The organism is Stenotrophomonas sp. 01N47 (genome assembly GCF_056399165.1).
Map to the genome: position 1 here is coordinate 820,908 of NZ_JBFTQU010000001.1, position 23,590 is coordinate 844,497.

Sequence of the window (23,590 nt, forward strand, 5' to 3'; positions counted from 1 at the left end):
TCTCCATCTTCAATGAAGGACACAGCGATGACACGGATGTTGTCCCTCGGCGCCCGCATCGGCGCCGTGCTGGTGGTTCTGTTGCTGGTCGGCGGCTGCCAACGCGCTGCCGACCGGCTCAAGCAGGAAATCGCCGCCACGCAGAATCCCTGGCCGAAATCTTCGGCCCTGCACGATCCGGCCGACCGCATGCTGCGTCGGCTGATTGTCGATGAGCGCTATCTCACCCGCATCAAGCAGGCCGGCAGCAAGGACAAGGCTGCTGTCGCCGGCGCACAGCTTGCACTGGATGGCATCGGCCGCCTGCCCCGCCCCATGCTGGAGCGGCGTGCGCAGCTGCTGGCCGCAATGCTGCGCGGAATGCCGGTAGAGAAATGCGCACTGATCGCCCGCGCCACCACGGCGTCGGACATTGCACAGGTAGGCAGGACCTTGTTCAACGAACTGGAGAAGCGACCGTCGCAGGACATCGATTTCTGGTTCGAGATGAGCTACCAGGCCAGCCTCGCCGAGCTCGAACAGCGACCCGCAACCCCTGCCAGTGAACAGCAGATTGCCGAGGCGACCGAGGCCCTGCTGGCCTCGATGGCTGACGAAAGCACGCGCGCGCGGGCCATGGCGGTCCTGCCGCGGATGGACACCGCACCGGCTGCCGACGTCTGCTGGGCATCGCTGATGCTGCTTGATGCCGCGTCCAGCACCGTGCCCGAACCACATCGCGGCACATTGGCCTGGCTGATGGCCCAGCAGTAGACACGGCGACGGAAGCCGGGCCCACGCGCCCGCTTCCCCGCGTTCGGCCGCGACCACTCCACTCTCATCCTGCCGCTCGAGCGCTTTCGGCGCGCTGGAACGCCGCAGGCGTGGTCGCGACCATGCTGCGGAAGAAGGCGATGAACGGACTCTCTGCCGAGAATCCAAGTTCCAGCGCCACGTGCGCGACACGATGGCCGAGCAGCAGCAGTTCCATGGCCCGCATCAACCGCCATTGCTGGCGCCACGCCTGGTAGCCCATGCCGGTATCGCGTTGCATCAGGCGCCCGATCGTACGCACGCTCAGTCCGCTGCGCTGGGCCAGCTCGCCCAGTTCGGGCGGCAGCTGCTCGGCCACCGGCAGGCAGCGGGCGATGCGCGGGTCGCGCGGTAATGGCAGCTCCATCGGCTCCACCGGCGCAGCGGCAATCTCAAGCACGCACAGCGCCAGTTGATGCCCCGCTCGCGGCGCTTGCCAGTCATGTGCGAACGGCGCCTGCGCGATCGGCTCCAGCAGCGCCTGCAGCAGGGGACCGACACCAATGATTGCTGGCTGCTGCGGCAACTGCGCCGACAGCGTGGCATCGAAGTACAGCGACCGATAGTCCACCGCCCGCCGCATCTGCGCGCGGTGCAGCAGACCACCCGGAATCCACGCCGCGCGCGATGGCGGCAACAGACTGATGCGATCGCCGAACGTCAGCCGCGTGCAACCGGCGCGCGTGTACAGCAGTTGCGAACGTGCGTGCTGGTGCCAACCGGAGTCATGCTCGGCCAGCGTGGCAGCGATACCGATCACCGGGGCGCTCCAGGCATCGGCATCGAAGCGAGCGTCGGGCTGCAGCCACGCCATGTCCGATTTCATCCATCTACTGTCGTAATCACTAGAGTGCGCCATCGGCATGGCCACGACAATGCGCGCCCCTGTTTCCGGAGCGCGCCGATGTCGCCTCGCCTGCTGTCCCTCACCATTGCGCTGCTGATGTTTCCGCAGCTGGCGCAGACCCTGTACAGCCCGGCGCTGGCCGATCTGGCGCAACGCTTCGCCCTGCCGGCCAGCGCTGCCAGCCAGGCGATGAGCCTGTACCTGCTGGGGTTCGCGCTGGGCGTCCTGCTGTGGGGAAGGCTGGCCGACCGCGTTGGCCGTCGCCCTGCCCTGCTGGGTGGCCTGTCCGTTTTCGTGCTGGCGGCACTGGGCGGATTGGCGGCCGGCACGTTCGGCCAGGTGCTGGTTGCGCAGATGCTGGCCGCCCTGGGCGCCGCCGCCGCCTCGGTGGTGACGCAGACCGTGCTGCGCGACCACCTTGAAGGGTCCGCGCTGGCGCAGGCGTTCTCCTGGATTGGCATGGCGTTGGCGCTGAGTCCGGCGATCGGGCTGGCGCTGGGCTCGCTGCTGGTCGCTGCCGATGGCTATGCAGGCGTGCAGGCCGGCCTGCTGCTGATCGCTGCATTGCTGATGCTCGGCTGCGTGACCGGGCTGCGTGAAAGCCGCCCCGCGCAGATCGCGCCCGTAGCGCTGCGGCCCCTGCTGCGGCAACTGCTGGGCGACCGCTGGATCTGGTCGCAGGCGCTGCTGGTCATGGCCTTCAACGTGGCCATGTACAGCTGGTACGCGCTGGGGCCGTTCGTGTTCGCACGCCTGCACTGGCCGGCCAGCTGGTTCGGCGCCAGCGGTGCGGTGCTGGCACTGGGTTCGGCGTTGGGCGCGTGGGCCAATGGCCGCCTGTTGCGTGCCGGCGTTCCTGCGTTGACGCGCATCCGCATCGCGGCATCGCTGGTACTGGCTGGTGGCGTACTGGCCGCGCTGCTGCGCGGGCAACCGGTCATCGTGATGGCGATGCTGCCGGTCGTGGCGGGATTCGGCCTGGCCATCCCCAACGTGCTCGGGCAGGCACTACGCGGCTATGCACATTGCCTGGGCAGTGCCGGCGCCCTGTTCGGCCTGCTCTACTACCTGCTGATCGGCGCGGCGATGGCCGTTGTCGGCGCACTGCAGATGCTGGCGCCATCCATCATCGCCTGTGCACTGCTGGCGCTGTGGTTGCTGCGTCCGCGGAGCGCGCTGGCCTAGGAATTGCTGCAAACGCCCTGCACTGTGCGCCACTGCCGGAAACCGCGCGGCAGCGCTGGCTATGGTGCGTGTTCTCCGCAACCACGCAGATGCCGATGATCACCATCACCGCAGAACAGGCCCGCGCAAACGCTGACGCCGCCATTCGACCGATCGAGCAGTACTACAGGGATCTGGACAAATCGATCCAGGTCGGCTCGGAAAACGGCCGCCGTTACATCGTGTTCGGCTTCAACAAGGCGCTGGCCAGCGAGCGCCTCGTCGACGGTGTCGTCGAGCAACTGCTGGAGAACCGCTTCAGTGTCGAACAGCTGCCCAGCGACGCCGAGCAGCACTACATCCGCATCAGCTGGGAAGCCGGGGAGCCCTCCCGCCTCAACGCCGGCTGATGGTGAACGCCGCGCCGTCCACACCCAGGTCCCACCCCTTGCCGGTACCGGACAGGGCCAGCGAGATATCGCCCTTGGTCATCACCTGCGCGTTGCTGGACTTCACCGCACCGGCATGCGCGCCGACCGAGGCGTAGGTGCCCAGCAGCTCGCCGACGCTGCTGGCGCCGGTGAAGCTGCCACGGCCATCGGTGATCTTCGACTTGCCGACGGTCAGGCCGCCGCCCTTCAGCTGGATCCGCACCGGCATGCTGGAACCGTTGGTGCAGTGGATGGTGCCGTTGCCCGAGGCGGTCTTGTAGATCAGTGACCAGCCGGACAGGTTGTAGCGCAGCTGGCAGTCAAGGTTGCCACCGGCGTGCGCGGTCGGGGCCAGGGACGCTGCGGCCAGCGCCAGCAGCAGGGCAAACGGCTTGGTATTCATCGGCAAAACATCCACATCGGTCGGAATGTGGGCGAATCTAGCAGCGCGCGCGTGCACGTTGGATGCAGGCGCGCGCGGTGAGGCGGGAAGCGTTCAGCCGCCGTATCAGGCCTGCACATCCAGGTGGAAGGCGTCGGCATCGAGCATGGCCGGGAAGCGTGCCCGGTGCGAGGCCAGCGCTTCGGCGGAGATGGTGGTGGTCACCACCTGCTCGCGCTCGCGGATCTCCACCTGCGGCTGGCCGAGGAAGTCGATGACCGCGCTGTCGCCGGCGTACTGCAGCTGGTTGCCATCCACGCCTACGCGGTTGACCGCAGCGACGAAACACAGGTTCTCGATCGCCCGCGCGCGCAGCAGGGTCTTCCACGCATAGGCGCGCGCAGAAGGCCAGTTGGCGACGAAGATCTGCAGGTCGAAGTCCAGTTGTTCGGCACGCTCGACGTTGTAGCGGTTGCGGCAGAACACCGGGAAACGCAGGTCGTAGCAGACCTGCGGATTGATCCGCCAGCCCTTCCATTCCACGCACAGGCGGTCGCGGCCGGCGGCATAGCGCTCGTGCTCGCCGCCGTAACGGAACAGATGGCGCTTGTCGTAGTACTGCAGGCCACCCTCGGGGGTGGCGAACAGCAAGCGGTTGTAGACGCCCTCGCCATCGCGCAGCTGCACGCTGCCGATCACTGCCGCATTCAAGGCTTTGGCCTGCGCGCGCACCCACGCCACGGTCGGGCCGTCCATGCCTTCGGCCTGGGCGATGGCTTCGTTTGAAAAGCCACTGGTGAAGGTTTCCGGCAGGATCACCAGATCGGTGGTCCCGGCCAGCGGCGCCAGAAGCGCACCGTAGTAGGCGCGGTTGCCGGCCGGGTCGTGCCAGCGGGTGTCGCCTTGCACGAGGGAAATGCGCAGGTCATTCATGGTCGTGGACTCGCAGAATTTGAAGTCGGATTGCCAGTGCGGTGACGCGGCCAAGGGCCTTAGCCGCACCCGTCTGTTTCGATGAAACGGCGCAAATGCGCCCTGAGCGAGCTTGCAGCTGGCGCTGCCCGCTCCAACCCCTGGCGAGCCAGTGCCGAGGCCTGCTCCTGACGTTTCAGGCTGGCCGCTATACGTGCAAAGACGAGCAGCTCAGCAGCACGAACCTGTTCGAAATCTGCACTGTCCAGCATCGCCTCATAATCAACTGGAAAGTTCTGGTGTGCCGCGAAGAACTGTCTACCGGCGCTTTCCCATGCTGAAAAAAGCGCTTTCGCTGAAGCGAAAGTTTCCGGTTCGGATGCCCCATAGGCCCAACCACCTCCTGTAACCGCGCCGTCCCCAACAATCCGCTCGCGAAACACACAGCCGGATTCGACAATTGTCTCCGGCGAATACTCGCCGCCGCCCTGCTGCGGCAAGAACGCCAGATGCGCCCCCATCTCCACGTAGCACCACTGTCCGCCGGAACCGTGCTGGAACTCGACTACATGAATCAGCGGAGTGCAAATTCTGCGAAAGGTCCGTCCTTGTCGGACGAACCCCTCTCGGAGCAAACGCGGAAAGAACTCCGACTCAAGGAGTTCGAAGAATCTCCCCTTATCTGCACCCCGACTCACTCCGCTCACAGCAGGCGCAGGCGTTCGATCGCCGCGTCCAGGGTGGCCTCGTTCTTGGCGAAGCACAGGCGCACCAGGCGCTGGCCGACCGGCGCGGTTTCGTAGAACGGCGACAGCGGAATGGCGGTGACGCCCTTCTCGATGGTCAGCCACTTCACGAACTCGTGGTCCGGCAGGTCACTGATGGCCGAATAGTCGACCAGCTGGAAGTAGCCGCCCGGCACCGGCAGCGCCTTCAGGCGGGTGCCGGCCAGCTGCTCGCGGAAGCGGTCGCGCTTGGCTTCATAGAACGCGCCCAGTTCGAGATGATGCTGCGGCTCGTCGCGGATCATCGCGGCGAAACCGTACTGCGCCGGGCCGAAGCTGGTGAAGGTGTTGTACTGGTGCACCTTGCGGAACTCGGCGGTCATCGCCGCTGGCGCCACCGCATAGCCGATCTTCCAGCCGGTGCAGTGATAGGTCTTGCCGAAGCTGGAGATGACGAAGGTGCGCTCGCGCAGTTCCGGGTAGCGCAGCGCCGATTCGTGGCGGCGGCCGTCGTAGATGATGTGCTCGTACACCTCATCGGAGATCAGGTAGATCTGCGTGCCGCGCAGCACATCGGCCAGCGCCTGCATGTCCGCTTCGTCCAGCATCGCGCCGGACGGGTTGTGCGGGGTGTTGACCATCAGCAGGCGGGTGCGCGGAGTGATCGCCGCACGTACGCGATCCCAGTCGACGGCGAAGGTCTGCGGGTCCAGCGGCACATGCACTGCCGTGGCGCCAGCCAGTTCGATGGCCGGTTCGTAGCAGTCGTAGGCCGGGTCGAGCACGATCACTTCCTCACCGGCACGCACCACGGCGTGGATGGCGTTGAAGATCGCCTCGGTGGCTCCGCTGGTGACGGTGATCTCGGTGTCCGGATCGATCATCGCGCCGTACAGGTCCAGCGACTTCTGCGCGATGGCCTGGCGCAGCGGTGCCACGCCGGTCATCGGCGGGTACTGGTTCAGGCCGGCGGCCATCGCCTTGGTGGTTTCGTCGATCAGGCGCTGCGGCGCGGAGAAATCCGGGAACCCCTGGCCGAGGTTGACCGCGCCGTGTTCGGCGGCGAGCTGGGACATCACGGTAAAGATCGTGGTACCGACCTTGGGCAGCTTGGTGTTCGGTTGCATCGGCCTGGGGGGATGGGGAGACAGACCCCTGAGTTTACGCAATCCGTGCTGATGTAGTGCCGGCCGCTGGCCGGCAACCTCGACCCGCCACACCGGCCCCTTGCAGAGCTGCCGGCCAGCGGCCAGCACTACCCGATGCGGTTTCACCGTTACAATTGCCGCCGCACTCCCGCATGAAGACCCCTGCGCCTTGAACACCCCTGCATTGCTGGCCGCCAGCGGCCTGAGCTTCTCCCGCAATGACGAGCCGGTGTTCGGCCCGCTGGACTTCCACGTGGATGCCGGCGAGGCGCTGCTGGTGCAGGGCGGCAACGGTGCAGGCAAGACCACCCTGCTGCGCGTGCTGTCGGGCCTGGCGCGCCCGGGCGCGGGCCAGGTGCTGATCGACGGCAGGCCGGCCAGCAACGCCGAGCGTGCGCGCTATGTTGCCTACCTCAGCCACCTGCCGGCACTGAAGCCGGACCTGGACACGCTGGAGAACCTGCATTTCCTGTGCGGCCTGCACGGCCGCCGCGCCCGGCAGATGCCGGGCAATGCGCTGGCCATCGTCGGACTGGCCGGCTACGAAGACACCCTGGTGCGGCACCTGTCGGCCGGACAGAAGCGGCGGCTGGCGCTGGCCCGCATCTGGTTGTCGCCGGCACCACTGTGGCTGCTGGACGAACCCTATGCCAACCTCGACCTGGAAGGCATCAACCTCGTCAACCGGATGATTTCCGCACACCTGCGCAGCGGTGGCGCCGCCCTGGTCACTACTCATGGTGCCTACGCCGCCCCGCCGGTACGCACCCGCCAGCTCGACCTGGGAGGTGAAGCATGATCGCGCCAGGCACCGAACCAGGCCTGTGGCAGACCGCCCGCGCCCTGATTGCGCGCGACCTGCGCCTGCTCTGGCGGCGTCGCGGCGATGCCCTGCAGCCGGTGCTGTTCGCCCTGCTGGTGGTGGTGCTGTTCGCCTTGGCCCAGGGCCGGGACCCGCAGCCGCTGGCCGCCACCGCCGGTGCGGTGCTGTGGTTGGCGGTGCTGCTGGCCGGGCAGCTGGCGCTGGATTCGCTGTTCCGCTCCGATGCCGAAGACGGTTCGCTTGAACAATGGCTGCTGGCGCCGGTGCCACTGGCGTGGCTGGTGCTGGTGCGGGTGCTGCTGCATTGGGCGACCACCGCCCTGCCACTGATCCTGCTGAGCCCGTTGCTGGCGGAAATGCTGCATCTGCCGCATGACCAGCTGCCGATGTTGCTGGCATCGTTGCTGCTGGGAACACCGTTGTTGAGCCTGATCGGTGGCGTGGTCGCTGCACTGACCGTCGGCATCCGGCGCTCTGGTATTCTCGTGGCGTTGCTGTCGTTGCCGTTGTACGTACCGGTGCTTGTCTTCGGTGCCGGCAGCCTGGCAGCAGCCAGCCGCGGGCAGGATCCGGTCGGTGCGCTGCTGATGCTGGGCGCTGGACTGGTGATCGCCCTGGTGCTGGCACCGCTTGCCACCGCTGCTGCGATCCGTATTTCTCTGAGTTGACCGAGCTGAGAGCCAATCCACCCCTGCTGGATAGCCGCCACGCATGAATCCGATCGTCCGCTGGTTCCATCAACTCGGTTCGCCCCCGACCTTCGATCGTTTCGCCGCACGCTGGTCCCGCGTGTTTTACGCCGCGGCTGTTCCGGTGCTGCTGATCGGCCTGTGGCAGGGCCTGTTCGTGGCACCGCCGGAACAGAACCAGCACGACGCCTTCCGCATCATCTACATCCATGTACCCAGTGCCTGGATGAGCCTGTTCGTGTTCGCGCTGATGGCCGCCTACGCCGCCATCGCGCTGATCTGGCGCATCAAGATCTGCGAGATCCTGGCGATGGCCTGTGCGCCGATGGGCGCCGGCTTCACCCTGATCACCCTGCTGACCGGCAGCATCTGGGGCAAGGGCACCTGGGGCACCTGGTGGGACTGGGACCCGCGCATGACCAGCGAGCTGATCCTGCTGTTCCTGTACCTGGGCGTGATCGGCCTGTACCACGCCATCGAAGACCGCCGCAGCGCCGCACGCGCGGCCGGCCTGCTGGCCATCGTCGGCGTGGGCCTGCTGCCGATCATCCGCTATTCGGTGGACTGGTGGGGCGCGCTGCACCAGCGCCAGTCGATCAACGTGTTCGGCGAGAACGCCGTGCGGCCGGAACTGATCGCCCCGCTGTGGTGGATGGTGGTCGCCACCAAACTGTGGTTCGTCGGCTCGCTGCTGGCCAAGGCGCGCGCCGACAACATCGCGCGCGAGGCCGGCAAGGCCTGGATCGGCGAGCGCTTCGGCACCGCGGATGGGGAGGCACGGCGATGACCCACCTGCCCTACCTCATCGCCGCATTCGCGGTATTCCTGCTGGTGCTGGGCTGCGATGCCCTGGGCTCGTGGCTGCGCCTGCGCAGCGCCCGGCAGCTGGCGCAACGCCGCCAGCAGCGGCTGCAGGCGCGCGGCAACGCGTCGGCACAGGCTCCGCTGGCAACCGAGCTCAGCCGATGACGCCGGTACAGCGACGCCGCATGATCTGGGTGCTCCTGCTGCTGCTTGCCTCCGGGCTGGCCACCACGCTGGTCGCCTTCGCCCTGCAGCGCAACATCGCCTACCTGTACACCCCTTCGGAAGTGCTGCGCGGGGACGTGGATGCGCAGTCGCGCTTCCGTCTGGGCGGCATGGTGGTCAAGGGCTCCTTCGATCGACCCAGCGGCTCGTTGCAGGCCCACTTCGTGGTCACCGACGGCGATGCGACGCTGCCGGTCAGTACCGATCGCATCCTGCCGGACATGTTCCGCGAGGGGACCGCCGTGGTCGCCAGCGGTCGCCTGCAGGACGGCACCTTCGTCGCCGACGAGGTGCTGGCCAAGCACGATGAGAACTACGTGCCCAAGGAAGTGGCCGACAAGATGGGCGATGCGCATCGCAAGCACGATGTGCCGGTCACGGCGCCCGAGGTGCGCTGAGTGCTTCCCGAATTCGGTCAGATCCTCCTGCTGTGCGCGTTGCTGGCCTCATTGCTGCAGGCAGTGCTGCCGCTGGCGGGTGCGCAGCGCGGCAATGACGCATGGATGGCCGTTGCCCGCCCGGCGGCCTTTGCCCAGCTGGTGCTGCTGGCCGGTGCCTTCGCCGTACTGACCGCGGCCTTCGTGCAGCAGGACTTCTCGGTGCGCTACGTGGCCGAGAACTCCAATTCACTGCTGCCGTTGATCTACCGCTATTCGGCGGTGTGGGGTGCGCACGAAGGCTCGCTGCTGATGTGGGCGCTGGTGCTGGCGCTGTGGACCGGCGCGGTGGCGCTGTTCTCGCGCCATCTGCCGGCACCAGTACAGGCGCGCGTGCTGGCGGTGATGGGCGTGGTCAGCGTCGGCTTCCTCGCCTTCCTGATCTTCACCTCCAATCCGTTCCTGCGCTTGAACCCGGTGCCACTGGAAGGCCGTGACCTCAACCCGCTGCTGCAGGATCCAGGGCTGATCATCCATCCGCCGATGCTGTACCTGGGCTACGTCGGCTTCGCAGTGCCCTTCGCCTTCGCCGTGGCGGCGCTGCTGGAAGGCCGCGTCGATGCACGCTGGCAACGCTGGACGCGGCCCTGGACCAACGTCGCCTGGGGCTTCCTCACGCTGGGCATCGCACTGGGCAGCTGGTGGGCGTACTACGAACTGGGCTGGGGCGGCTGGTGGTTCTGGGACCCGGTCGAGAACGCCAGCTTCATGCCGTGGCTGGTTGGCGCGGCACTGATCCATTCGCAGGCGGTGACCGAAAAGCGCGGCACTTTCGGCAGCTGGACGCTGCTGCTGGCCATCGCGGCGTTCGCGCTGTCGCTGCTGGGCACCTTCCTGGTCCGTTCCGGCGTGCTGACCAGCGTGCATTCGTTCGCCGCCGATCCCTCGCGTGGGCTGTTCATCCTGATCTTCCTGTCGGTGCTGGTGGGTGGCAGCCTGCTGCTGTATGCGCTGCGCGCACCACGCCTGGCCGTGGATGCCGGCGATCCGCGCCGTGGCTTCACCGCCACCTCGCGCGAAACCCTGCTGCTGGCCAACAACCTGCTGCTGGCCAGCGCCTGCGCGATGGTCCTGCTCGGCACGCTCTACCCGCTGCTGGCCGATGCGCTGTCGCTGGGCAAGATCTCGGTGGGTCCACCGTACTTCGGCAGCCTGTTCCTGCTGTTGATGGCACCGATGGTGATGCTGCTGCCGTTCGGTCCGCTGGTGAAGTGGCAGCGCGACCAACCCTCGCGCGCACTGGCATTGCTGCTGCCATGGGCGGGCCTGGCCGTGCTGCTCGGCGCTTGGGCCTGGTGGCAGGCGCCGCAGAATGGCTGGAAGGCAGGCATCGGCGTCGCGGCCGCAGCCTGGGTCGGTCTGGGCACTGCCCGCTTCGTCTGGCAGCGCCTGCGCGGCAATGGCCGCTTCACCGCCGAAATGCTTGGCATGATCGTCGCCCACGCAGGTGTTGCCGTGTTCCTGGCCGGCGCGCTGCTGGTGGAGGCATTGAACGTACAGCGCGAAGTCGCGCTGTCACCGGGCCAGCAGGTAGTGGTTGCCGGCCACGAAGTGCGCTTCGAAGGCGTGGATCACCGCGAAGGCCCCAATTTCATCGCTGATCGCGGCCATCTGCGGGTGCTGCGCGATGGTCGCGAACTGGCCCTGCTGCATCCCGAGAAGCGCCAGTACGCCAGCGGCGGCCAGGTGATGACCGAAGCCGGCATCGATGCACGCCTCAGCGGTGATGTCTACGTGGCATTGGGCGAGCCGCTGGGCAACAATGCATGGGCGGTACGGGTGCACATCAAGCCCTTCGTGCGCTGGATCTGGCTGGGCGCGCTGTTGATGGCCCTGGGCGGATTCATCACCGCTGCCGATCGCCGCTTTCGTCGTCCGTAGGAGTCCCCCATGTCCGAGTCACCCGCCCCACGCCCTTCCCGCCCGCTGCCGCCGGTAGCCATCGTGATCGGCGTCCTGTTCTTCTTCGGCCTGCTTGGCCTGATGATCTACGGGGTGATGAAGTCGGGCGACCCGCAGCGCGATGTGCTGCCCTCGGCGCTGATCGACAAGCCGGCACCGGCGTTCGCGCTGCCGGTGCTGCATGACCCGCAGATGATCGTGCGCAGCGAGGAGCTGCGTGGCGCGCCGTACCTGCTCAACGTCTGGGGCAGCTGGTGCGCGGCCTGCCGTGAAGAACATCCGGTGCTGACCCGCTTCGCCGAGAGCAAGCGCGTACGCGTGATCGGCTACAACTGGAAGGATGAACCGACCGACGCGCTGCACTGGCTGGAACAGCTGGGCAACCCGTTCATGGTCGTGTTGAGCGACATCGAAGGCCGCACCGCCATCGACTGGGGCGTGACGGCAGCACCGGAGACCTTCCTGGTCGATGGCAGTGGCATCGTGCGCTGGAAGTACAGCGGCGCGATGACCCAGAAGGTAGTGGACGAAAAATTGATTCCGGCGCTGGAAAAGCTTGAAAAGGCCCAGGGCGATGCCGGCAACACCCTGCACGCCTCGCCGTAAGCGCATGCGCTGGCTGCTGCCACTGCTGCTGGCGATGACCCTGGCGCTGCCAAACTCCGGCCTCGCCCAACAACCGGTGCATGATGCGCGGCCGCTGGTGTTCCGCGATGCCGCCGAGGAAGCGCGCTTCCACGACCTGGCTGCGCAGTTGCGCTGCGTGCAGTGCCAGAACCAGTCATTGGCCGATTCCAATGCGCAGATCGCGCAGGACCTGCGCCGTGAAGTGCTGCAGTTGATGCAGCAGGGCCTGGACGACGCCGCGATCAAGCAGTTCCTGGTCGCCCGCTATGGCGAATTCGTGCTCTATCAACCGCCACTGCAACCGGGCACCTGGCTGCTGTGGGGCGGTCCGCTGCTGGTACTGGGGGCTGGCGCGCTGGTGGTGGTGGGCATCGTCCGTCGTCGCAGCCGGCAGATGGATGCATCCGCTGCGGCGAATTCAACCGAGGGAGAGGACTGGTGACGCAGTGGTTGCCGATGGTCGCCGCAGTGGCCGCTGCGCTGTTGGCGGCAATAGTGCTGTGGCCGCTGCGCCAGCAAGGCCGTCGCAGCTTCGTGCTGGGGGTGGTGACACTGGGCGTAGCCGGTGCCTGCCTGTACCTGTTGGTCGGCAATCCCCGCGCGGCACAGGTGCAGCCCGCACCCTCGGTCGCCACCCTGCGTGACGGCGTAGAGGCACTGCAGCAGGCGCTGCAGCGTGACCCGCAGCGCGCCGATGGCTGGGCGCTGCTGGGCCGTTCGCAGGCTGAGCTGGGTAATGTCGCCGCTGCGGCCGACGCCTTCAACCGCGCCGCAGCCCTTGCACCGGACGAACCGGGCGTGCTGGTCGAGGCCGCGCAGGCACGGGCCCAGGCCGATCCTGGCAAGCAGTTCGATGACACCGCGCTGGCATGGCTGCAGCGCGCACGTACCTTGTCGCCCGAGGCCGAGCGCGCAAGCTGGTTGCTTGGCATTGCCCTGCGCCAGCGGGGCCGCAATGCCGAGGCCGCCGAACTCTGGAGCACGCTGCTGCCACGCCTGGAGCCGGGTGCCGCGCAGGCGCTGCAGGCGCAGATCGCCATCGCCCGCGAGGCGGCCGGCCAGCCGTCGGACACTCCGACAGCGGTTGCACCGGCGCTGCTGCAGGTACGGGTGCACCTGCCCGCATCGTTGAAAGCGAGTGATTGGCCGGCCAGCACCCAAGTGTTCGTGCTGGCACGCGCAGTGGGCGGCCCGCCGATGCCGGTGGCTGCACGCAGGCTGCCCCTGGTCGGCTTCCCTGCAACGGTCGGCCTGGGCGACGGCGACAGCCCGATGCCGACTGCGCCGCTGTCGGCGCATCGCGAAGTGGAAGTACTGGCGCGCATTTCGCGCAGCGGCAGCGCCAATCGCAGCGCGGAGGACCTGCAAACCACGCCGGTCAAGGTCAGCCTGCCACATGACGGTGTGGTCGAACTGCGGTTCCCGTAACACGACATCCCCGGTAGTGCCGGCCGCTGGCCGGCAACGTCACGATGTTCGATGTGGATGCGTGGTTGCCGACCAGCGGCCGGTACTACCTGGGCCTCAGCGCATGGAAACCAGCGTGTCGCCAGCTGCACATGCCGCCCCGCTAGAATGCACCCATGACCGAATTCATTCCGCCCGGCACCCGCTTTCATGCCCTGCCCTCACCCTTTCCGTGCAAACGCGGCGGCGCCCTGCATGGTGCGCGCGTGGCCTACGAAACCTGGGGCACGCTGGACGCAGGCGCCAGCAATGCGATCCTGATCGTCACCGGCCTGTCGCCCGACGCGCATGCGGCGGCCAACGAAGCCAATCCTGCGCCAGGCTGGTGGGAAGCCATGGTTGGCCCCGGCAAGCCGATCGATACCAATCGCTGGTTCGTGGTCTGTGTGAACTCGCTGGGCAGCTGCAAGGGCTCCACCGGCCCGGCCTCGATCAATCCGGCCAACGGTGAACTGTATCGCCTGGATTTCCCGGAACTGTCCATCGAAGACGGCGCACGCGCGGCGATCGACGTGGTGCGCGCACTGGGCATCGGACAACTCGCCTGCGTGATCGGCAATTCGATGGGCGGGATGACGGCGCTGGCGGTGTTGCTGCTGCACCCGGGCATCGCCCGCAGCCATATCAACATTTCCGGCAGCGCGCAGGCCCTGCCGTTCTCGATCGCCATCCGTTCGCTGCAGCGCGAAGCGATCCGCCTGGACCCGCGCTGGAACGGTGGCCACTACGACAATGAGGCGTACCCGGAATCGGGCATGCGCATGGCACGCAAGCTGGGCGTGATCACCTACCGCTCGGCGCTGGAATGGGATGGCCGCTTCGGTCGCGTGCGGCTGGATTCAGACCAGGCCGACGATGATCCGTTCGGCCTGGAGTTCCAGGTCGAGAGCTATCTGGAAGGCCATGCACGCCGGTTCGTGCGCTTTTTCGATCCCAACTGCTATCTGTACCTGAGCCGCTCGATGGACTGGTTCGATCTGGCCGAGTATGGCGATGGCGATGTGCTGGCCGGACTGGCCAGCATCCGCGTCGGCAAGGCACTGGCGATCGGCGCCAACACCGACATCCTGTTTCCGGTGCAGCAGCAGCAACAGGTCGCCGATGGCCTGCGCGCTGGTGGCGCGGACGCGCGCTTCATCGGCCTGGAATCGCCACAGGGTCATGACGCGTTCCTGGTCGACTTCGAGCGCTTCGGCCCGGCCGTGCGCGGCTTCCTCGACGAACTGTAGTGGCGTGGCGGCGCAATCTCGCACTGGCCGCGCTCGGTGCGTTGATCGGCTTGACCGCAACCGGCGTGTTTCCGCTGTGGCTGGGCGCATGGTGTGCATTGGCCAGTGCGGTGTCGTTCGGCCTGTATGGACACGACAAGCGCGCCGCGCAGCGAAAACAGCAGAGGACGCCCGAACGCACGCTGCAGCTGCTGGCCTTTGCCGGCGGCTGGCCCGGCGCGCTGCTCGGCCAGGCGCTGTTCCGCCACAAACATCGCAAGGCGCCGTTCCAGTGGGTGTTCTGGTTGTGCGTCCTGGCCAACGTGGCCTCGATCGCGGTGATGCTGCGCGCGTTTTCGCGCTAGCTGCCCTGTAGATCCACGCCACGCGTGGATAGCCGACCAAGGTCGGCATCTACCGAAGCGGTTCGCGGACCAGCACCCCGTCCACCAACCGGTACTGCACATCCACCACACCCGCGGGCAGGTCATCGTGGGTGATCATCAGCAGGCTGCGCCCTTCCAGCAGTGCCGGCAGGTCCTGCAGCAGTGCGCGCGCGGTATCCACGTCCAGGCCTTCGGTGGGCTCATCCACCAGCAGGATCGGTGCATTGCGCAGCAGCGCGCGCGCCAGCGCCAGACGCCGCGCTTGGCCGGCCGACATCGTTGCGCCGTTCTCGCCCACCCACGCCTGCAGGCCGCCGTTGCGCTCGGCCCATTCACCCAGCCGTACCCGTTGCAGCACCGCCCACAACGCCTCGTCGCTGGCCTCGGGATCGCCCAGCCGCAGGTTCGCGGCCACGCTGCCGGCAAACACCGGCGCGTTCTGCGGCAGCCACGCAAGGTGCCGGTGCCAATCGGCCTGGGCGACATCACGCAGGTCCTGGCCACCGTAGGTCAACCGCCCTTGCTGCGGATCCCACAGGCGCAGCAGCAGGCTCGACAAGGTGGTCTTGCCGCTGCCGCTGTCGCCACGGATGGCGATGCGCTCGCCCGGTGCCAGCGTCAGCTGCAGGCCACGCAGCACCGGCCGTGCGGCGCCCGGCCACTGGAAGTGCACATCGTCCCAATGCACGGTCGCCGCCGGCGCCAGCGGCTGCGGCGACACCGGCTCCTGCACCGAAGGTGCCTGCTCGACGATGCCCTGCAGGCGCGCGGCCGCAATGCGGCCCGATTGCAGCGACTGCCAGGCCAGGCCCATGCCCGCCCACAGTTCGATCATCGCCACGGTCAGGAACACCAGCCCGGCGGCCATTTCCGGCGCGATGCGCTGTTGTTCGGCCGCATGCAGCGCCAGCGCCAGCATCGCTACCAGACCGAGCCCGGCCAGCACACCATGCAGCGTTGATGCAGCGATCAGCCGCAGGCGTCGACGACGATCGCGCGAGGCCACCTGCTTGGCCGCCACCCGCACCTTCAACTGCCAGGCATTGCCAGCGTTGAGCGCGGCCAGATCAGCCGCCCCTTCCAGCCCCTCGAATGCGGCCGTGCGCAACGCCGCACGATGTGCGGCTCGGTCGGCCTCTTCACTGTCATGTCCCCTCACGCCCAGCCACGGCACGCCGATGCCGATCAGCAACGCCAGTACCGCCAGCAGCACCGCTGCCGATGGCAGGATCAACGCTGCCGAGCCCACGCCCACCAACGTCAACGCGCCCAGCGCCAGCAGCGGGCCGATGGCACGCACCAGCAGGCCATCGATTTCACCGATGTCACCCAGCAGCCGCGCCAGTAGATCGCCGGTGCGGGTCGCACCCAGCCGTGCCGGGGCCAGTGGCAGCGCGCGACGGAAGAACCACACGCGCAGGTCGCGGGCGATGCGCAGGGTGGCGTCATGCCCCACCAGTTTTTCGAAGTAGCGCGATGCGATGCGCGCCATGGTCAGGCCGCGGATGCCGGCCGACGGAGTGAAGAAGTTGAAGCCCTGGCCAAGGCCCGCTGCACCGGCCAGCGCTGCAGCAGTGAGGAAGGCACCGGATAGGCCCAGCAGTGCGGTGCCGGCCAGCATCGTGGTCCACAGCAGCAGCACTGCCAGCAGCAGGCGCGGGCGATGACGCAGGAATACCGTGCGCAGCGAATCGGCAGAGCGGCTCATGCGCGTACCGCCTGCGCCGGCTCAACCAGGCGCCCTTCGGGCAACAGCAGGCAGCGGTCGGCCCAGGCGATCACCGCCGGGCTGTGGGTGGCCACCACCACGCTGCGTCCGCGCGCATAGGCGGCCAGGCTGCGCAGCAGCGCTGCTTCGGTTTCGGCATCGAGAAACGCGGTCGGCTCATCCAGCAGCAGCACCTGCGGATCGCGCAGCAGCAGGCGCGCCAGGCCGATGCGACGTGCTTCGCCACCGGACAGGCCAAAGCCGCGCTCGCCGATCAGCGTATCCAGCCCCTGCGGCAGGCGCTGTGCGAACTGCAGCACCTGGGCGGCTTCGGCAACGGCGCGCAGGCGCGCGTCGCTGGCACCGGGATCGGCCAGTCGCAGGTTCTCGGCGATGGTGCCGTGGAACAGATAGGGACGCTGGCTGGCATAGGCCACCTGCAGCCCCGGCCGCAGCTGCACCCGGCCGGCACGCGGCGGCAGCCAACCGGCAAGCGCCTCCAGCAACGTGCTCTTGCCGCTGCCACTGGGGCCGACCAGGGCCAGACGCTGGCCCGGTTCCAGCTGCAGGTCCAGATTCTGCAGCACATCGTGGGCAGCGCCCAACGGACGCAATACCAGACCGTGCGCCTGCAGTGGCGGCAGGGCGGCCTCGGCTGGCTCCGGTGCCAGCGGCACACTGCCATCGATTGTAGTTGTCTCGTCTTCCGGCAGCACCTGCAGCAGACGCTCCACCTCGGCGGCGGCGGCCAGTGCATTGGCACGGTCGTGATAGTGCGCGGCCAGGCGCCGCAACGGTGCGTAGAACTCCGGTGCCAGCAGCAGGCAGAACAAGCCCGCCCCCAGCGTCGGCACAGACGCATGCAGCGACATCAGGCCCAGATAACTCAGGCCCAGATACAACGCAACCATCGCCACGCTGACCGAGGCAAAGAATTCCAGCACGGTGGACGACAGGAAAGCGATGCGCAGCACCTTCATCGTGCGCACGCGCACACCTTCTGCCGCAGCCTCGATGCCGGCCAGCTCGGCCTCCCCACGGCCATACAGGCGCAGCAGGCCCAGGCCTTTGATGCGATCGGCGAAGTGCCCACTCATCCGCGCCAGCTCGCCCAGCTGCGCGCGCCCGGCGGCTTCGGCGCCCCAGCCCACCAGCATCATGAAAAACGGCACCAGTGGCGCAGTGAACAGCAGGATCAGTGCAACTACCCAATCCACCCAGGCCACAGCAGCCAGGATCAACAACGGCACCACCACCACTTCGGTGCGCACCGGCAGGAAACCACTGTAGTAGTTCTCGATCGCATCGCCGTGATGCAGCATCAACTCGCCCAGTTCACCGGTACGGCGCTGCCGCAGCCACAATGGGCCGTGCCCGAGCAGACGCGCGAAGACACGCTCGCGCAGGGACAGGCGTGCGGCATCGGCAACGTCACCCGCCGCAGCCTGGGTGGCACTGCCCAGCAGGGTGCGCACGACAAGGATCACCGCCAACGCGGCCAGCACCGGCAGGCCCTGGGCCAGCGGCACGCGCTCGACCAGCACCTGCTGCACCAGCCAGGCGATGGCGGCAGCTTGAGCGATCAACAGCGCACCGGACACGCTGATGCACAGCGACGCCAGCCGCTGCCGCCCCTTCGCGGCACGGGCCAGATCGGCCAGCCAGGCGGTACGCACACGCCGCAGGCGGGTCGATTCGTCATCCCGATCAGGGGCGTCAGCGGTCGGTTCGGCAGCGCTCAAGGCTCTTCACAGGCAGCAGGGGGATGGACGGCATTGTAGGCGCAGGCAACAGCCTTCCCCTGCGGCCGGCGGTCGCAGTCTTCATCGGGTTGGCATACGATCCTCCTGAATACCTGTTCATACATTGATCTGGATCAAGGCTGTTTGAAGTAGTCGGTCACATCATTCACCCCGTAGACCACCCTTCCCGCCACCTGCAACGGCACTATCCAACGAGGTAGCCAGGCCATGATTGATCAGACAGTCGTAGAACTGTCGCGGCTGCAATTCGCTCTGACCGCGATGTACCACTTCCTATTCGTACCGCTCACGCTTGGCCTGTCCTTCATGGTGGCCATCATGGAAAGCGTGTACGTCATGACCCGCAAGCAGGTCTGGCGGCAGATGACCCTGTTCTGGGGCACCCTGTTCGGCATCAACTTCGCCATCGGCGTGGCCACCGGCCTGGTGATGGAGTTCCAGTTCGGCATGAACTGGTCGTACTACAGCCACTACGTGGGTGACATCTTCGGTGCGCCGTTGGCCATCGAAGGCCTGATGGCGTTCTTCCTGGAAGCGACCTTCATCGGCCTGTTCTTCTTCGGCTGGAAGCGCCTGAGCCCGGTCAAGCACCTCACCGTGACCTGGCTGATGGCGCTGGGCACCAACCTGTCGGCGGTGTGGATCCTGATCGCCAACGGCTGGATGCAGAACCCGACCGGTGCGGTGTTCAACCCGGAAACCATGCGCATGGAAGTGGTCGACTTCGCCGCGGTGCTGCTGAACCCGGTGGCGCAGGCCAAGTTCGTGCACACCGTCAGTGCCGGTTACGTGACCGGTGCGATCTTCGTGATGTCCATCAGCGCCCTGTACCTGCTGCGCAACAAGCACAGGGACATGGCCCGCCGTTCGTTCGCGGTGGCCGCGGCCTTCGGCCTGCTGTCCTCGCTGTCGGTGGTGGTGCTGGGTGACGAGAGCGGCTATGCCGCCAGCGAGCACCAGAAGATGAAGCTGGCGGCGATCGAAGCGATGTGGGAGACCGAGCGTGCGCCGGCCGACTTCACCGCCTTCGGCATTCCCAACCAGGACACCCACACCAACGACTACGCAATCAAGATTCCATACCTGATGGGCCTGATCGCCACCCGTTCGCTGGACCAGCCGATTCCGGGCATCCTGGAACTGGTGGAGCGTGCCGAGCACCGCATCCGCGGTGGCCAGATCGCCTATGGCGCACTGGAACGGGTGAAGAAGGACAAGAACGATCTTGCAGCGCGTGAAATGTTCGATCGCCATTGGCAGGACCTCGGCCATGGCCTGCTGCTGAAGCGTTACCGCGAGGACATCCTCAACGCGACGCCGGAGGAAATCTCCAAGGCGGCGATGGATACCGTGCCGCGCGTGGCGCCGCTGTTCTGGACCTTCCGCATCATGGCCGGGTTGGGCTTCTACCTGATCGCCTTCTTCGCGCTGGCCTTCTACTACTCGTGCCGCAACAACTTCCAGGACAAGCGCTGGTTCCTGAAGCTGGCCGTGTGGAGCCTGCCGGCGCCGTGGATCGCGATCGAATGCGGGTGGTTCGTGGCCGAGTACGGTCGCCAACCGTGGGCAGTGGACGGCGTGCTGCCCACCTTCTATGCGGCTTCGGGCCTGGCATTGCATGAAATCCTGACCACGCTGGCGGTGTTCACCAGCCTGTACACGGTGCTGCTGATCATCGAAATCAAGCTGATGCTGAAGGCGGTCCGCAAGGGTCCTGATGACATCCTGCCGACGCTGCAGGCCGACATCCGCCCTGTTTCCCCCAATGCCGTTGCCCCCGGCCAGGCCTGAGGCAGGAGAATCCAGATGGAATTCATTGCACTTGATTACACCACGCTCCGCGTGATCTGGTGGCTGCTGCTCGGCATCCTGCTGGTCGGCTGGGCCGTCATGGATGGTTTCGACCTTGGCGTCGGCACGCTGCTGCCGTTCGTGGCAAAGACCGATGAAGAACGCCGGCTGGTGATCAACACCGTCGGCCCGGTCTGGGAAGGCAACCAGGTCTGGTTGGTGCTGGGTGGCGGCGCGATCTTCGCCGCATGGCCGCCGCTGTATGCGGTCAGCTTCTCCGGCTTCTACCTGGCGGTGTTTGCGATGCTGTTCGGGCTGATCCTGCGCCCGGTCGGCTTCAAGTACCGCAGCAAGCTGCCGTCCAAGCGCTGGCGCGACAACTGGGACCGCGTGCTGTTCGTCGGTGGCCTGCTGCCGGGCCTGATTGCCGGCGTCGCCGTGGGCAACGTGCTGCTGGGTGTGCCGTTCCACTTCGATGACACACTGCGCGTGACCTACACCGGTTCGTTCTTCGGCCTGCTCACGCCGTTCGCGCTCATCGCCGGCCTGATCAGCGTGGCCATGCTGGTGTCGCACGGTGCGGCCATGCTGGTGCTCAAGACCGACGGCCCGGTGGCCGAACGTGCAGCGCGCTACGGCAGCATCGCCGCCATCATCAGCTTCGTGCTGTTCGCCGCTGCCGGCGCCTGGGTGGCCTTCGGCCTGCCGGGCTACCAGATCACCTCGCAGGTGGTGACCGACGGGCCGACCAATCCGCTGCTGAAGACCGCCGAACTGGGGTCCGCCGCAGGTGGCTGGCTGCGCAACTACAGCAGCATGCCGGCAACGCTGGTGTTCCCGGTGCTGGGCCTGCTGGGTGCGCTTGCCAGCGCGGTGCTGCTGCGCGCGCGTCGTGGCGGCCTGGCCTTCATCGCCTCGGGCGCGTCCATTGCCGGCATCATCCTCACCGTCGGCTTTGCGATCTTCCCGTTCCTGCTGCCGTCCTCCAGCCAGCCCACTTCCAGCCTGACCGTCTGGGACAGTTCGTCCAGCCACCTCACGCTGTGGGTCATGCTGCTGGCCACGGCCATCTTCCTGCCGATCATCCTCGCCTACACCACCTGGGTGTACCGCGTGCTGAAGGGCAAGACGACGGTCGAGGACATGGACGACAACCCCAACGCGTACTGATTGCCCGTGTGCCGGCCCAGGGTCGGCACACCCCTCGCACACAGGAGATTGACCATGTGGTATTTCGCTTGGATTCTCGGCGCCGGCCTGGCTTCGGTCGTGGCCATCCTCAACGGGATGTGGTTCGAAGCGCGCGAAAGCGCCCGCGCCGACAAGGAAGTGCGTTGAAACTGTAAAAAAGGGTTGCCGATACGGCCTTCACACCGTATTCTTGGCGGCTCCTTCGGGGTGTAGCTCAGTCTGGTAGAGCGCTACGTTCGGGACGTAGAGGTCGCAGGTTCGAATCCTGTCTCCCCGACCACTTCGGTGGTCGCATTGAAGCCTGGTGAAGTCTTCCAGGCTTTTTTGTTCCCGCAGGAGTCGCTGCCACGGCAGCGAAGCAGAACGGCCCTCCCCCTTGCCGCCATCGGGGGAAATGGCTAGAATAGGCGGCTCCCTTCGGGGTGTAGCTCAGTCTGGTAGAGCGCTACGTTCGGGACGTAGAGGTCGCAGGTTCGAATCCTGTCTCCCCGACCACTTCGGTGGTCACCAAGAAGCCTGGAAGACATCAGTGTCCTCCGGGTTTTTTTGTATCCGGAATCCGGGACAGCCGGCTGCGCTGCCATCAGCCACGTACGCAACGGAGCGGGGTCGAGGACCCGACGCGGCCGGCCACGTACAATGGCCGCAACTCCCCCACCTGCCACACCGGCCCCGTCCGGTGCGGGCGCTGCACGCCACCTGCGCGGCGTGCGCCACCTGCAAGGAACACCGCATGACGTCCCCCACCTCCCCTTCGCCATCGTTGTTGCACGGTCGCCTGCTGGCGTTCGCCGCAATCCTGCTGGCAGCGGTCAACCTGCGTACTGCCGTCACTTCGATCACCCCGCTGCTGGACGTGCTGGGCCAGCAGTTCGGCTTCGGCACCACCATGACCGGCGTGCTGGGCATGCTGCCGACCGCTTCGTTCGCACTGTTCGGCGTCGCCACCCCGGCGCTGGCAAGACGTCTCGGCCTTGAGCGCACCACCCTGCTGGCCATGCTGATGGCCGCCACCGGTTTGCTGCTGCGCTCCAGCGCCGGCAATGTCGGCACCCTGCTGCTGGGCTCGGTGATCGCACTGGCGGGCATGGGTATCGGCAACGTGGTGGTGCCGCCGCTGGTGAAGCGCTACTTCGCCAACAAGGTCGGCACCATGAGCACGTTGTACATCAGCGTGCTGCAGCTGGGCACGATGATGCCGGCGCTGCTGGCGGTGCCGGTGGCCAACGCCGCAGGCTGGCGGGTGTCGCTGGGCATGTGGGCGCTGCTGGCGCTGGCCGCCACGCTGCCATGGCTGTTGCTGGCGCGCCGCGCACCGAAACCGGTGCTGGACAGCAACGATCCCACCGCGCAGCCGCACGGCAGGGTCTGGCGTACGTCGTTGGGCTGGAGCATGACGCTGATGTTCGGCATGACCTCGCTGATGACCTATTCGATGTTCACCTGGCTGCCGCGCATCGTGGTCGAAGCCGGCGCCACGCCTGCCTTCGGCGGGGTGATGGTCGCGGTGTTTTCGGCACTGGGCCTGCTGCCATCGCTGGTGATCCCATCGCTGGCGGTACGCCTGCAGAATCCCTTCCCACTGGTGCTGATCGGCTTCTCGGCCTTCGTCATCGCTTTCGCCGGCCTGCTGTTCGCCCCGATGAAGGCGCCGTTGCTGTGGGCCTGCCTGCTGGGCGTCGGGCCGTCCACGTTCCCGCTGGCGCTGACCCTGATCAATCTGCGCACGCGCACCCCCACCGGTTCGGCGGCCCTGTCCGGCTTCATGCAGGGCGTGGGCTACAGCTTCAGCTGCCTGGGCCCGTTCCTGGTCGGTTGGCTGCACACCGTCAGCGAGGGCTGGACCCTGCCCTTCGCCTTCCTGTTCGGCTGCGCGCTGCTGATGCTGTGCGCCTCGTGGGTGGCCTGCAAGCCGCGCAAGCTGGAAGACCTGTGGTGACCGGACCGGCGGGCTGACGCCCGCCGCCGTGAAGCTGGACCCACACACCCCACTACCGCGATCTACACACCGCCACCGCAGCGGGTGACGTAGCGTGTCCAAAGCTGACCCGTTTCGTGTCCAGAACCGGCCCTGCCAGCGTGGTGCGCCCCCACAGGGCGGCCTCAGGCTGCCCCGTGCCGTTCCAGTGGACAGCGGAAAGTGTATGCGCGACAACGCGTTGCGACAG

25 protein-coding genes and 2 tRNA genes are annotated in these 23,590 nt (G+C 67.0%); 20 read left to right on the forward strand and 7 right to left on the reverse strand.

What is annotated here, in order from left to right:
- The first annotated feature begins 27 nt into the window (after positions 1 to 27).
- Positions 28 to 753 (forward strand): hypothetical protein, encoded by a 726-nt coding sequence (locus AC1DKR_RS03775; RefSeq protein WP_478031156.1) that lies wholly within the window; start codon positions 28 to 30, stop codon positions 751 to 753.
- A 64-nt stretch (positions 754 to 817) separates the two neighbouring features.
- Here AC1DKR_RS03775 and AC1DKR_RS03780 read toward each other — a convergent pair whose 3' ends face one another.
- Positions 818 to 1,606 (reverse strand): AraC family transcriptional regulator, encoded by a 789-nt coding sequence (locus AC1DKR_RS03780; RefSeq protein WP_442244295.1) that lies wholly within the window; start codon positions 1,604 to 1,606, stop codon positions 818 to 820.
- Between the two features lie 90 nt (positions 1,607 to 1,696).
- On the opposite strand from AC1DKR_RS03780, the gene AC1DKR_RS03785 reads away from it, so the two are divergent.
- A complete protein-coding gene (locus AC1DKR_RS03785; RefSeq protein ID WP_442244294.1) occupies positions 1,697 to 2,824 on the forward strand; it encodes an MFS transporter in 1,128 nt (375 codons plus the stop codon).
- Positions 2,825 to 2,919: 95 nt separating this feature from the next.
- The gene (locus tag AC1DKR_RS03790; RefSeq protein WP_478031159.1) at positions 2,920 to 3,213 is read left to right on the forward strand and encodes a hypothetical protein; all 294 of its coding nucleotides are present in this window, start codon (positions 2,920 to 2,922) and stop codon (positions 3,211 to 3,213) included.
- Here AC1DKR_RS03790 and AC1DKR_RS03795 read toward each other — a convergent pair.
- The 4 genes from AC1DKR_RS03795 to AC1DKR_RS03810 all read right to left on the reverse strand — a co-directional run bounded on the left by AC1DKR_RS03795 (position 3,200) and on the right by AC1DKR_RS03810 (position 6,380).
- Positions 3,200 to 3,637: a hypothetical protein gene (locus AC1DKR_RS03795; protein ID WP_301908859.1), complete on the reverse strand. Its 438-nt coding sequence runs from the start codon at positions 3,635 to 3,637 to the stop codon at positions 3,200 to 3,202. The two genes, AC1DKR_RS03790 and AC1DKR_RS03795, sit on opposite strands and share 14 nt — an antisense overlap.
- A 105-nt stretch (positions 3,638 to 3,742) precedes the next feature.
- Positions 3,743 to 4,549 (reverse strand): amidohydrolase, encoded by an 807-nt coding sequence (locus tag AC1DKR_RS03800; protein WP_478031163.1) that lies wholly within the window; start codon positions 4,547 to 4,549, stop codon positions 3,743 to 3,745.
- A gap of 59 nt (positions 4,550 to 4,608) precedes the next feature.
- Positions 4,609 to 5,292 carry a DUF4304 domain-containing protein gene (locus AC1DKR_RS03805; RefSeq protein ID WP_478031165.1) on the reverse strand — a complete coding sequence of 228 codons (684 nt, stop codon included), beginning with the start codon at positions 5,290 to 5,292 and terminating at the stop codon, positions 4,609 to 4,611.
- Positions 5,232 to 6,380, reverse strand: coding sequence for a pyridoxal phosphate-dependent aminotransferase (locus tag AC1DKR_RS03810; protein ID WP_154880851.1), 1,149 nt, complete (start codon positions 6,378 to 6,380; stop codon positions 5,232 to 5,234). Before AC1DKR_RS03810 ends, AC1DKR_RS03805 begins: the two co-directional genes overlap by 61 nt.
- Positions 6,381 to 6,585: 205 nt before the next feature.
- Here AC1DKR_RS03810 and ccmA point away from each other — a divergent pair, with 205 nt between their 5' ends.
- From ccmA to AC1DKR_RS03865, 11 genes are all read left to right on the forward strand, one after another.
- Entirely contained in the window at positions 6,586 to 7,200 is a 615-nt protein-coding gene (gene ccmA, locus AC1DKR_RS03815; RefSeq protein ID WP_425507119.1) for a heme ABC exporter ATP-binding protein CcmA, read from the forward strand.
- Positions 7,197 to 7,892, forward strand: coding sequence for a heme exporter protein CcmB (ccmB, locus tag AC1DKR_RS03820; RefSeq protein ID WP_025876478.1), 696 nt, complete (start codon positions 7,197 to 7,199; stop codon positions 7,890 to 7,892). The genes ccmA and ccmB overlap by 4 nt, the downstream gene beginning before the upstream one ends.
- A 43-nt stretch (positions 7,893 to 7,935) precedes the next feature.
- Positions 7,936 to 8,700: a heme ABC transporter permease CcmC gene (ccmC, locus tag AC1DKR_RS03825; protein ID WP_025876477.1), complete on the forward strand. Its 765-nt coding sequence runs from the start codon at positions 7,936 to 7,938 to the stop codon at positions 8,698 to 8,700.
- Positions 8,697 to 8,882 carry a heme exporter protein CcmD gene (ccmD, locus tag AC1DKR_RS03830; RefSeq protein ID WP_312110982.1) on the forward strand — a complete coding sequence of 62 codons (186 nt, stop codon included), beginning with the start codon at positions 8,697 to 8,699 and terminating at the stop codon, positions 8,880 to 8,882. The genes ccmC and ccmD overlap by 4 nt, the downstream gene beginning before the upstream one ends.
- Positions 8,879 to 9,340 (forward strand): cytochrome c maturation protein CcmE, encoded by a 462-nt coding sequence (ccmE, locus tag AC1DKR_RS03835; RefSeq protein ID WP_099784807.1) that lies wholly within the window; start codon positions 8,879 to 8,881, stop codon positions 9,338 to 9,340. Before ccmD ends, ccmE begins: the two co-directional genes overlap by 4 nt.
- Entirely contained in the window at positions 9,341 to 11,260 is a 1,920-nt protein-coding gene (locus tag AC1DKR_RS03840; RefSeq protein ID WP_312110977.1) for a heme lyase CcmF/NrfE family subunit, read from the forward strand.
- Positions 11,261 to 11,269: 9 nt separating this feature from the next.
- On the forward strand, positions 11,270 to 11,887 hold the full coding sequence (locus AC1DKR_RS03845) for a DsbE family thiol:disulfide interchange protein (protein ID WP_478031169.1): 618 nt from the start codon (positions 11,270 to 11,272) through the stop codon (positions 11,885 to 11,887).
- 4 nt (positions 11,888 to 11,891) lie between these two features.
- Positions 11,892 to 12,350: a cytochrome c-type biogenesis protein gene (locus AC1DKR_RS03850; RefSeq protein WP_478031171.1), complete on the forward strand. Its 459-nt coding sequence runs from the start codon at positions 11,892 to 11,894 to the stop codon at positions 12,348 to 12,350.
- A complete protein-coding gene (locus AC1DKR_RS03855) occupies positions 12,344 to 13,336 on the forward strand; it encodes a tetratricopeptide repeat protein (protein WP_313249786.1) in 993 nt (330 codons plus the stop codon). The genes AC1DKR_RS03850 and AC1DKR_RS03855 overlap by 7 nt, the downstream gene beginning before the upstream one ends.
- A gap of 155 nt (positions 13,337 to 13,491) precedes the next feature.
- Positions 13,492 to 14,604 carry a homoserine O-acetyltransferase MetX gene (gene metX, locus AC1DKR_RS03860; protein ID WP_140225749.1) on the forward strand — a complete coding sequence of 371 codons (1,113 nt, stop codon included), beginning with the start codon at positions 13,492 to 13,494 and terminating at the stop codon, positions 14,602 to 14,604.
- Entirely contained in the window at positions 14,604 to 14,948 is a 345-nt protein-coding gene (locus AC1DKR_RS03865) for a DUF1294 domain-containing protein (protein ID WP_223495745.1), read from the forward strand. Before metX ends, AC1DKR_RS03865 begins: the two co-directional genes overlap by 1 nt.
- A 49-nt stretch (positions 14,949 to 14,997) precedes the next feature.
- Here the strand turns inward: AC1DKR_RS03865 and cydC are convergent, their stop codons facing one another.
- A complete protein-coding gene (gene cydC, locus AC1DKR_RS03870) occupies positions 14,998 to 16,677 on the reverse strand; it encodes a thiol reductant ABC exporter subunit CydC (RefSeq protein ID WP_478031174.1) in 1,680 nt (559 codons plus the stop codon).
- Entirely contained in the window at positions 16,674 to 18,419 is a 1,746-nt protein-coding gene (gene cydD / locus AC1DKR_RS03875; RefSeq protein ID WP_313249766.1) for a thiol reductant ABC exporter subunit CydD, read from the reverse strand. The genes cydC and cydD overlap by 4 nt, the downstream gene beginning before the upstream one ends.
- Before the next feature lie 228 nt (positions 18,420 to 18,647).
- Here cydD and AC1DKR_RS03880 point away from each other — a divergent pair, with 228 nt between their 5' ends.
- The 6 genes from AC1DKR_RS03880 to AC1DKR_RS03905 all read left to right on the forward strand — a co-directional run bounded on the left by AC1DKR_RS03880 (position 18,648) and on the right by AC1DKR_RS03905 (position 23,361).
- Positions 18,648 to 20,231: a cytochrome ubiquinol oxidase subunit I gene (locus AC1DKR_RS03880; protein ID WP_478031176.1), complete on the forward strand. Its 1,584-nt coding sequence runs from the start codon at positions 18,648 to 18,650 to the stop codon at positions 20,229 to 20,231.
- A 15-nt stretch (positions 20,232 to 20,246) separates the two neighbouring features.
- On the forward strand, positions 20,247 to 21,401 hold the full coding sequence (gene cydB, locus AC1DKR_RS03885) for a cytochrome d ubiquinol oxidase subunit II (protein WP_025876453.1): 1,155 nt from the start codon (positions 20,247 to 20,249) through the stop codon (positions 21,399 to 21,401).
- A 54-nt stretch (positions 21,402 to 21,455) separates the two neighbouring features.
- Positions 21,456 to 21,569 (forward strand): cytochrome bd-I oxidase subunit CydX, encoded by a 114-nt coding sequence (cydX, locus tag AC1DKR_RS03890; protein ID WP_025876452.1) that lies wholly within the window; start codon positions 21,456 to 21,458, stop codon positions 21,567 to 21,569.
- A gap of 56 nt (positions 21,570 to 21,625) precedes the next feature.
- Positions 21,626 to 21,702: transfer RNA gene (locus tag AC1DKR_RS03895), tRNA-Pro, on the forward strand.
- A gap of 138 nt (positions 21,703 to 21,840) precedes the next feature.
- Positions 21,841 to 21,917, forward strand: a tRNA-Pro gene (locus tag AC1DKR_RS03900).
- A 238-nt stretch (positions 21,918 to 22,155) separates the two neighbouring features.
- Positions 22,156 to 23,361, forward strand: a complete 1,206-nt coding sequence (locus tag AC1DKR_RS03905; RefSeq protein ID WP_223495754.1) for a CynX/NimT family MFS transporter — start codon at positions 22,156 to 22,158, stop codon at positions 23,359 to 23,361.
- The last annotated feature ends 229 nt before the right edge of the window (positions 23,362 to 23,590 follow it).

Coding starts and splice junctions, on each gene's coding strand:
- AC1DKR_RS03795 (WP_301908859.1), bottom strand. CDS start 3,637: ATGAATACCAAGCCGTTTGCCCTGCTGCTGGCGCTGGCCGCAGCGTCC.
- AC1DKR_RS03880 (WP_478031176.1), top strand. CDS start 18,648: ATGATTGATCAGACAGTCGTAGAACTGTCGCGGCTGCAATTCGCTCTG.
- ccmD (WP_312110982.1), top strand. CDS start 8,697: ATGACCCACCTGCCCTACCTCATCGCCGCATTCGCGGTATTCCTGCTG.
- AC1DKR_RS03780 (WP_442244295.1), bottom strand. CDS start 1,606: ATGGCGTGGCTGCAGCCCGACGCTCGCTTCGATGCCGATGCCTGGAGC.
- cydB (WP_025876453.1), top strand. CDS start 20,247: ATGGAATTCATTGCACTTGATTACACCACGCTCCGCGTGATCTGGTGG.
- ccmC (WP_025876477.1), top strand. CDS start 7,936: ATGAATCCGATCGTCCGCTGGTTCCATCAACTCGGTTCGCCCCCGACC.
- AC1DKR_RS03850 (WP_478031171.1), top strand. CDS start 11,892: ATGCGCTGGCTGCTGCCACTGCTGCTGGCGATGACCCTGGCGCTGCCA.
- cydC (WP_478031174.1), bottom strand. CDS start 16,677: ATGAGCCGCTCTGCCGATTCGCTGCGCACGGTATTCCTGCGTCATCGC.
- ccmB (WP_025876478.1), top strand. CDS start 7,197: ATGATCGCGCCAGGCACCGAACCAGGCCTGTGGCAGACCGCCCGCGCC.
- ccmE (WP_099784807.1), top strand. CDS start 8,879: ATGACGCCGGTACAGCGACGCCGCATGATCTGGGTGCTCCTGCTGCTG.
- AC1DKR_RS03775 (WP_478031156.1), top strand. CDS start 28: ATGACACGGATGTTGTCCCTCGGCGCCCGCATCGGCGCCGTGCTGGTG.
- AC1DKR_RS03845 (WP_478031169.1), top strand. CDS start 11,270: ATGTCCGAGTCACCCGCCCCACGCCCTTCCCGCCCGCTGCCGCCGGTA.
- AC1DKR_RS03800 (WP_478031163.1), bottom strand. CDS start 4,549: ATGAATGACCTGCGCATTTCCCTCGTGCAAGGCGACACCCGCTGGCAC.
- cydX (WP_025876452.1), top strand. CDS start 21,456: ATGTGGTATTTCGCTTGGATTCTCGGCGCCGGCCTGGCTTCGGTCGTG.
- AC1DKR_RS03905 (WP_223495754.1), top strand. CDS start 22,156: ATGACGTCCCCCACCTCCCCTTCGCCATCGTTGTTGCACGGTCGCCTG.
- AC1DKR_RS03810 (WP_154880851.1), bottom strand. CDS start 6,380: ATGCAACCGAACACCAAGCTGCCCAAGGTCGGTACCACGATCTTTACC.
- AC1DKR_RS03785 (WP_442244294.1), top strand. CDS start 1,697: ATGTCGCCTCGCCTGCTGTCCCTCACCATTGCGCTGCTGATGTTTCCG.
- metX (WP_140225749.1), top strand. CDS start 13,492: ATGACCGAATTCATTCCGCCCGGCACCCGCTTTCATGCCCTGCCCTCA.
- AC1DKR_RS03790 (WP_478031159.1), top strand. CDS start 2,920: ATGATCACCATCACCGCAGAACAGGCCCGCGCAAACGCTGACGCCGCC.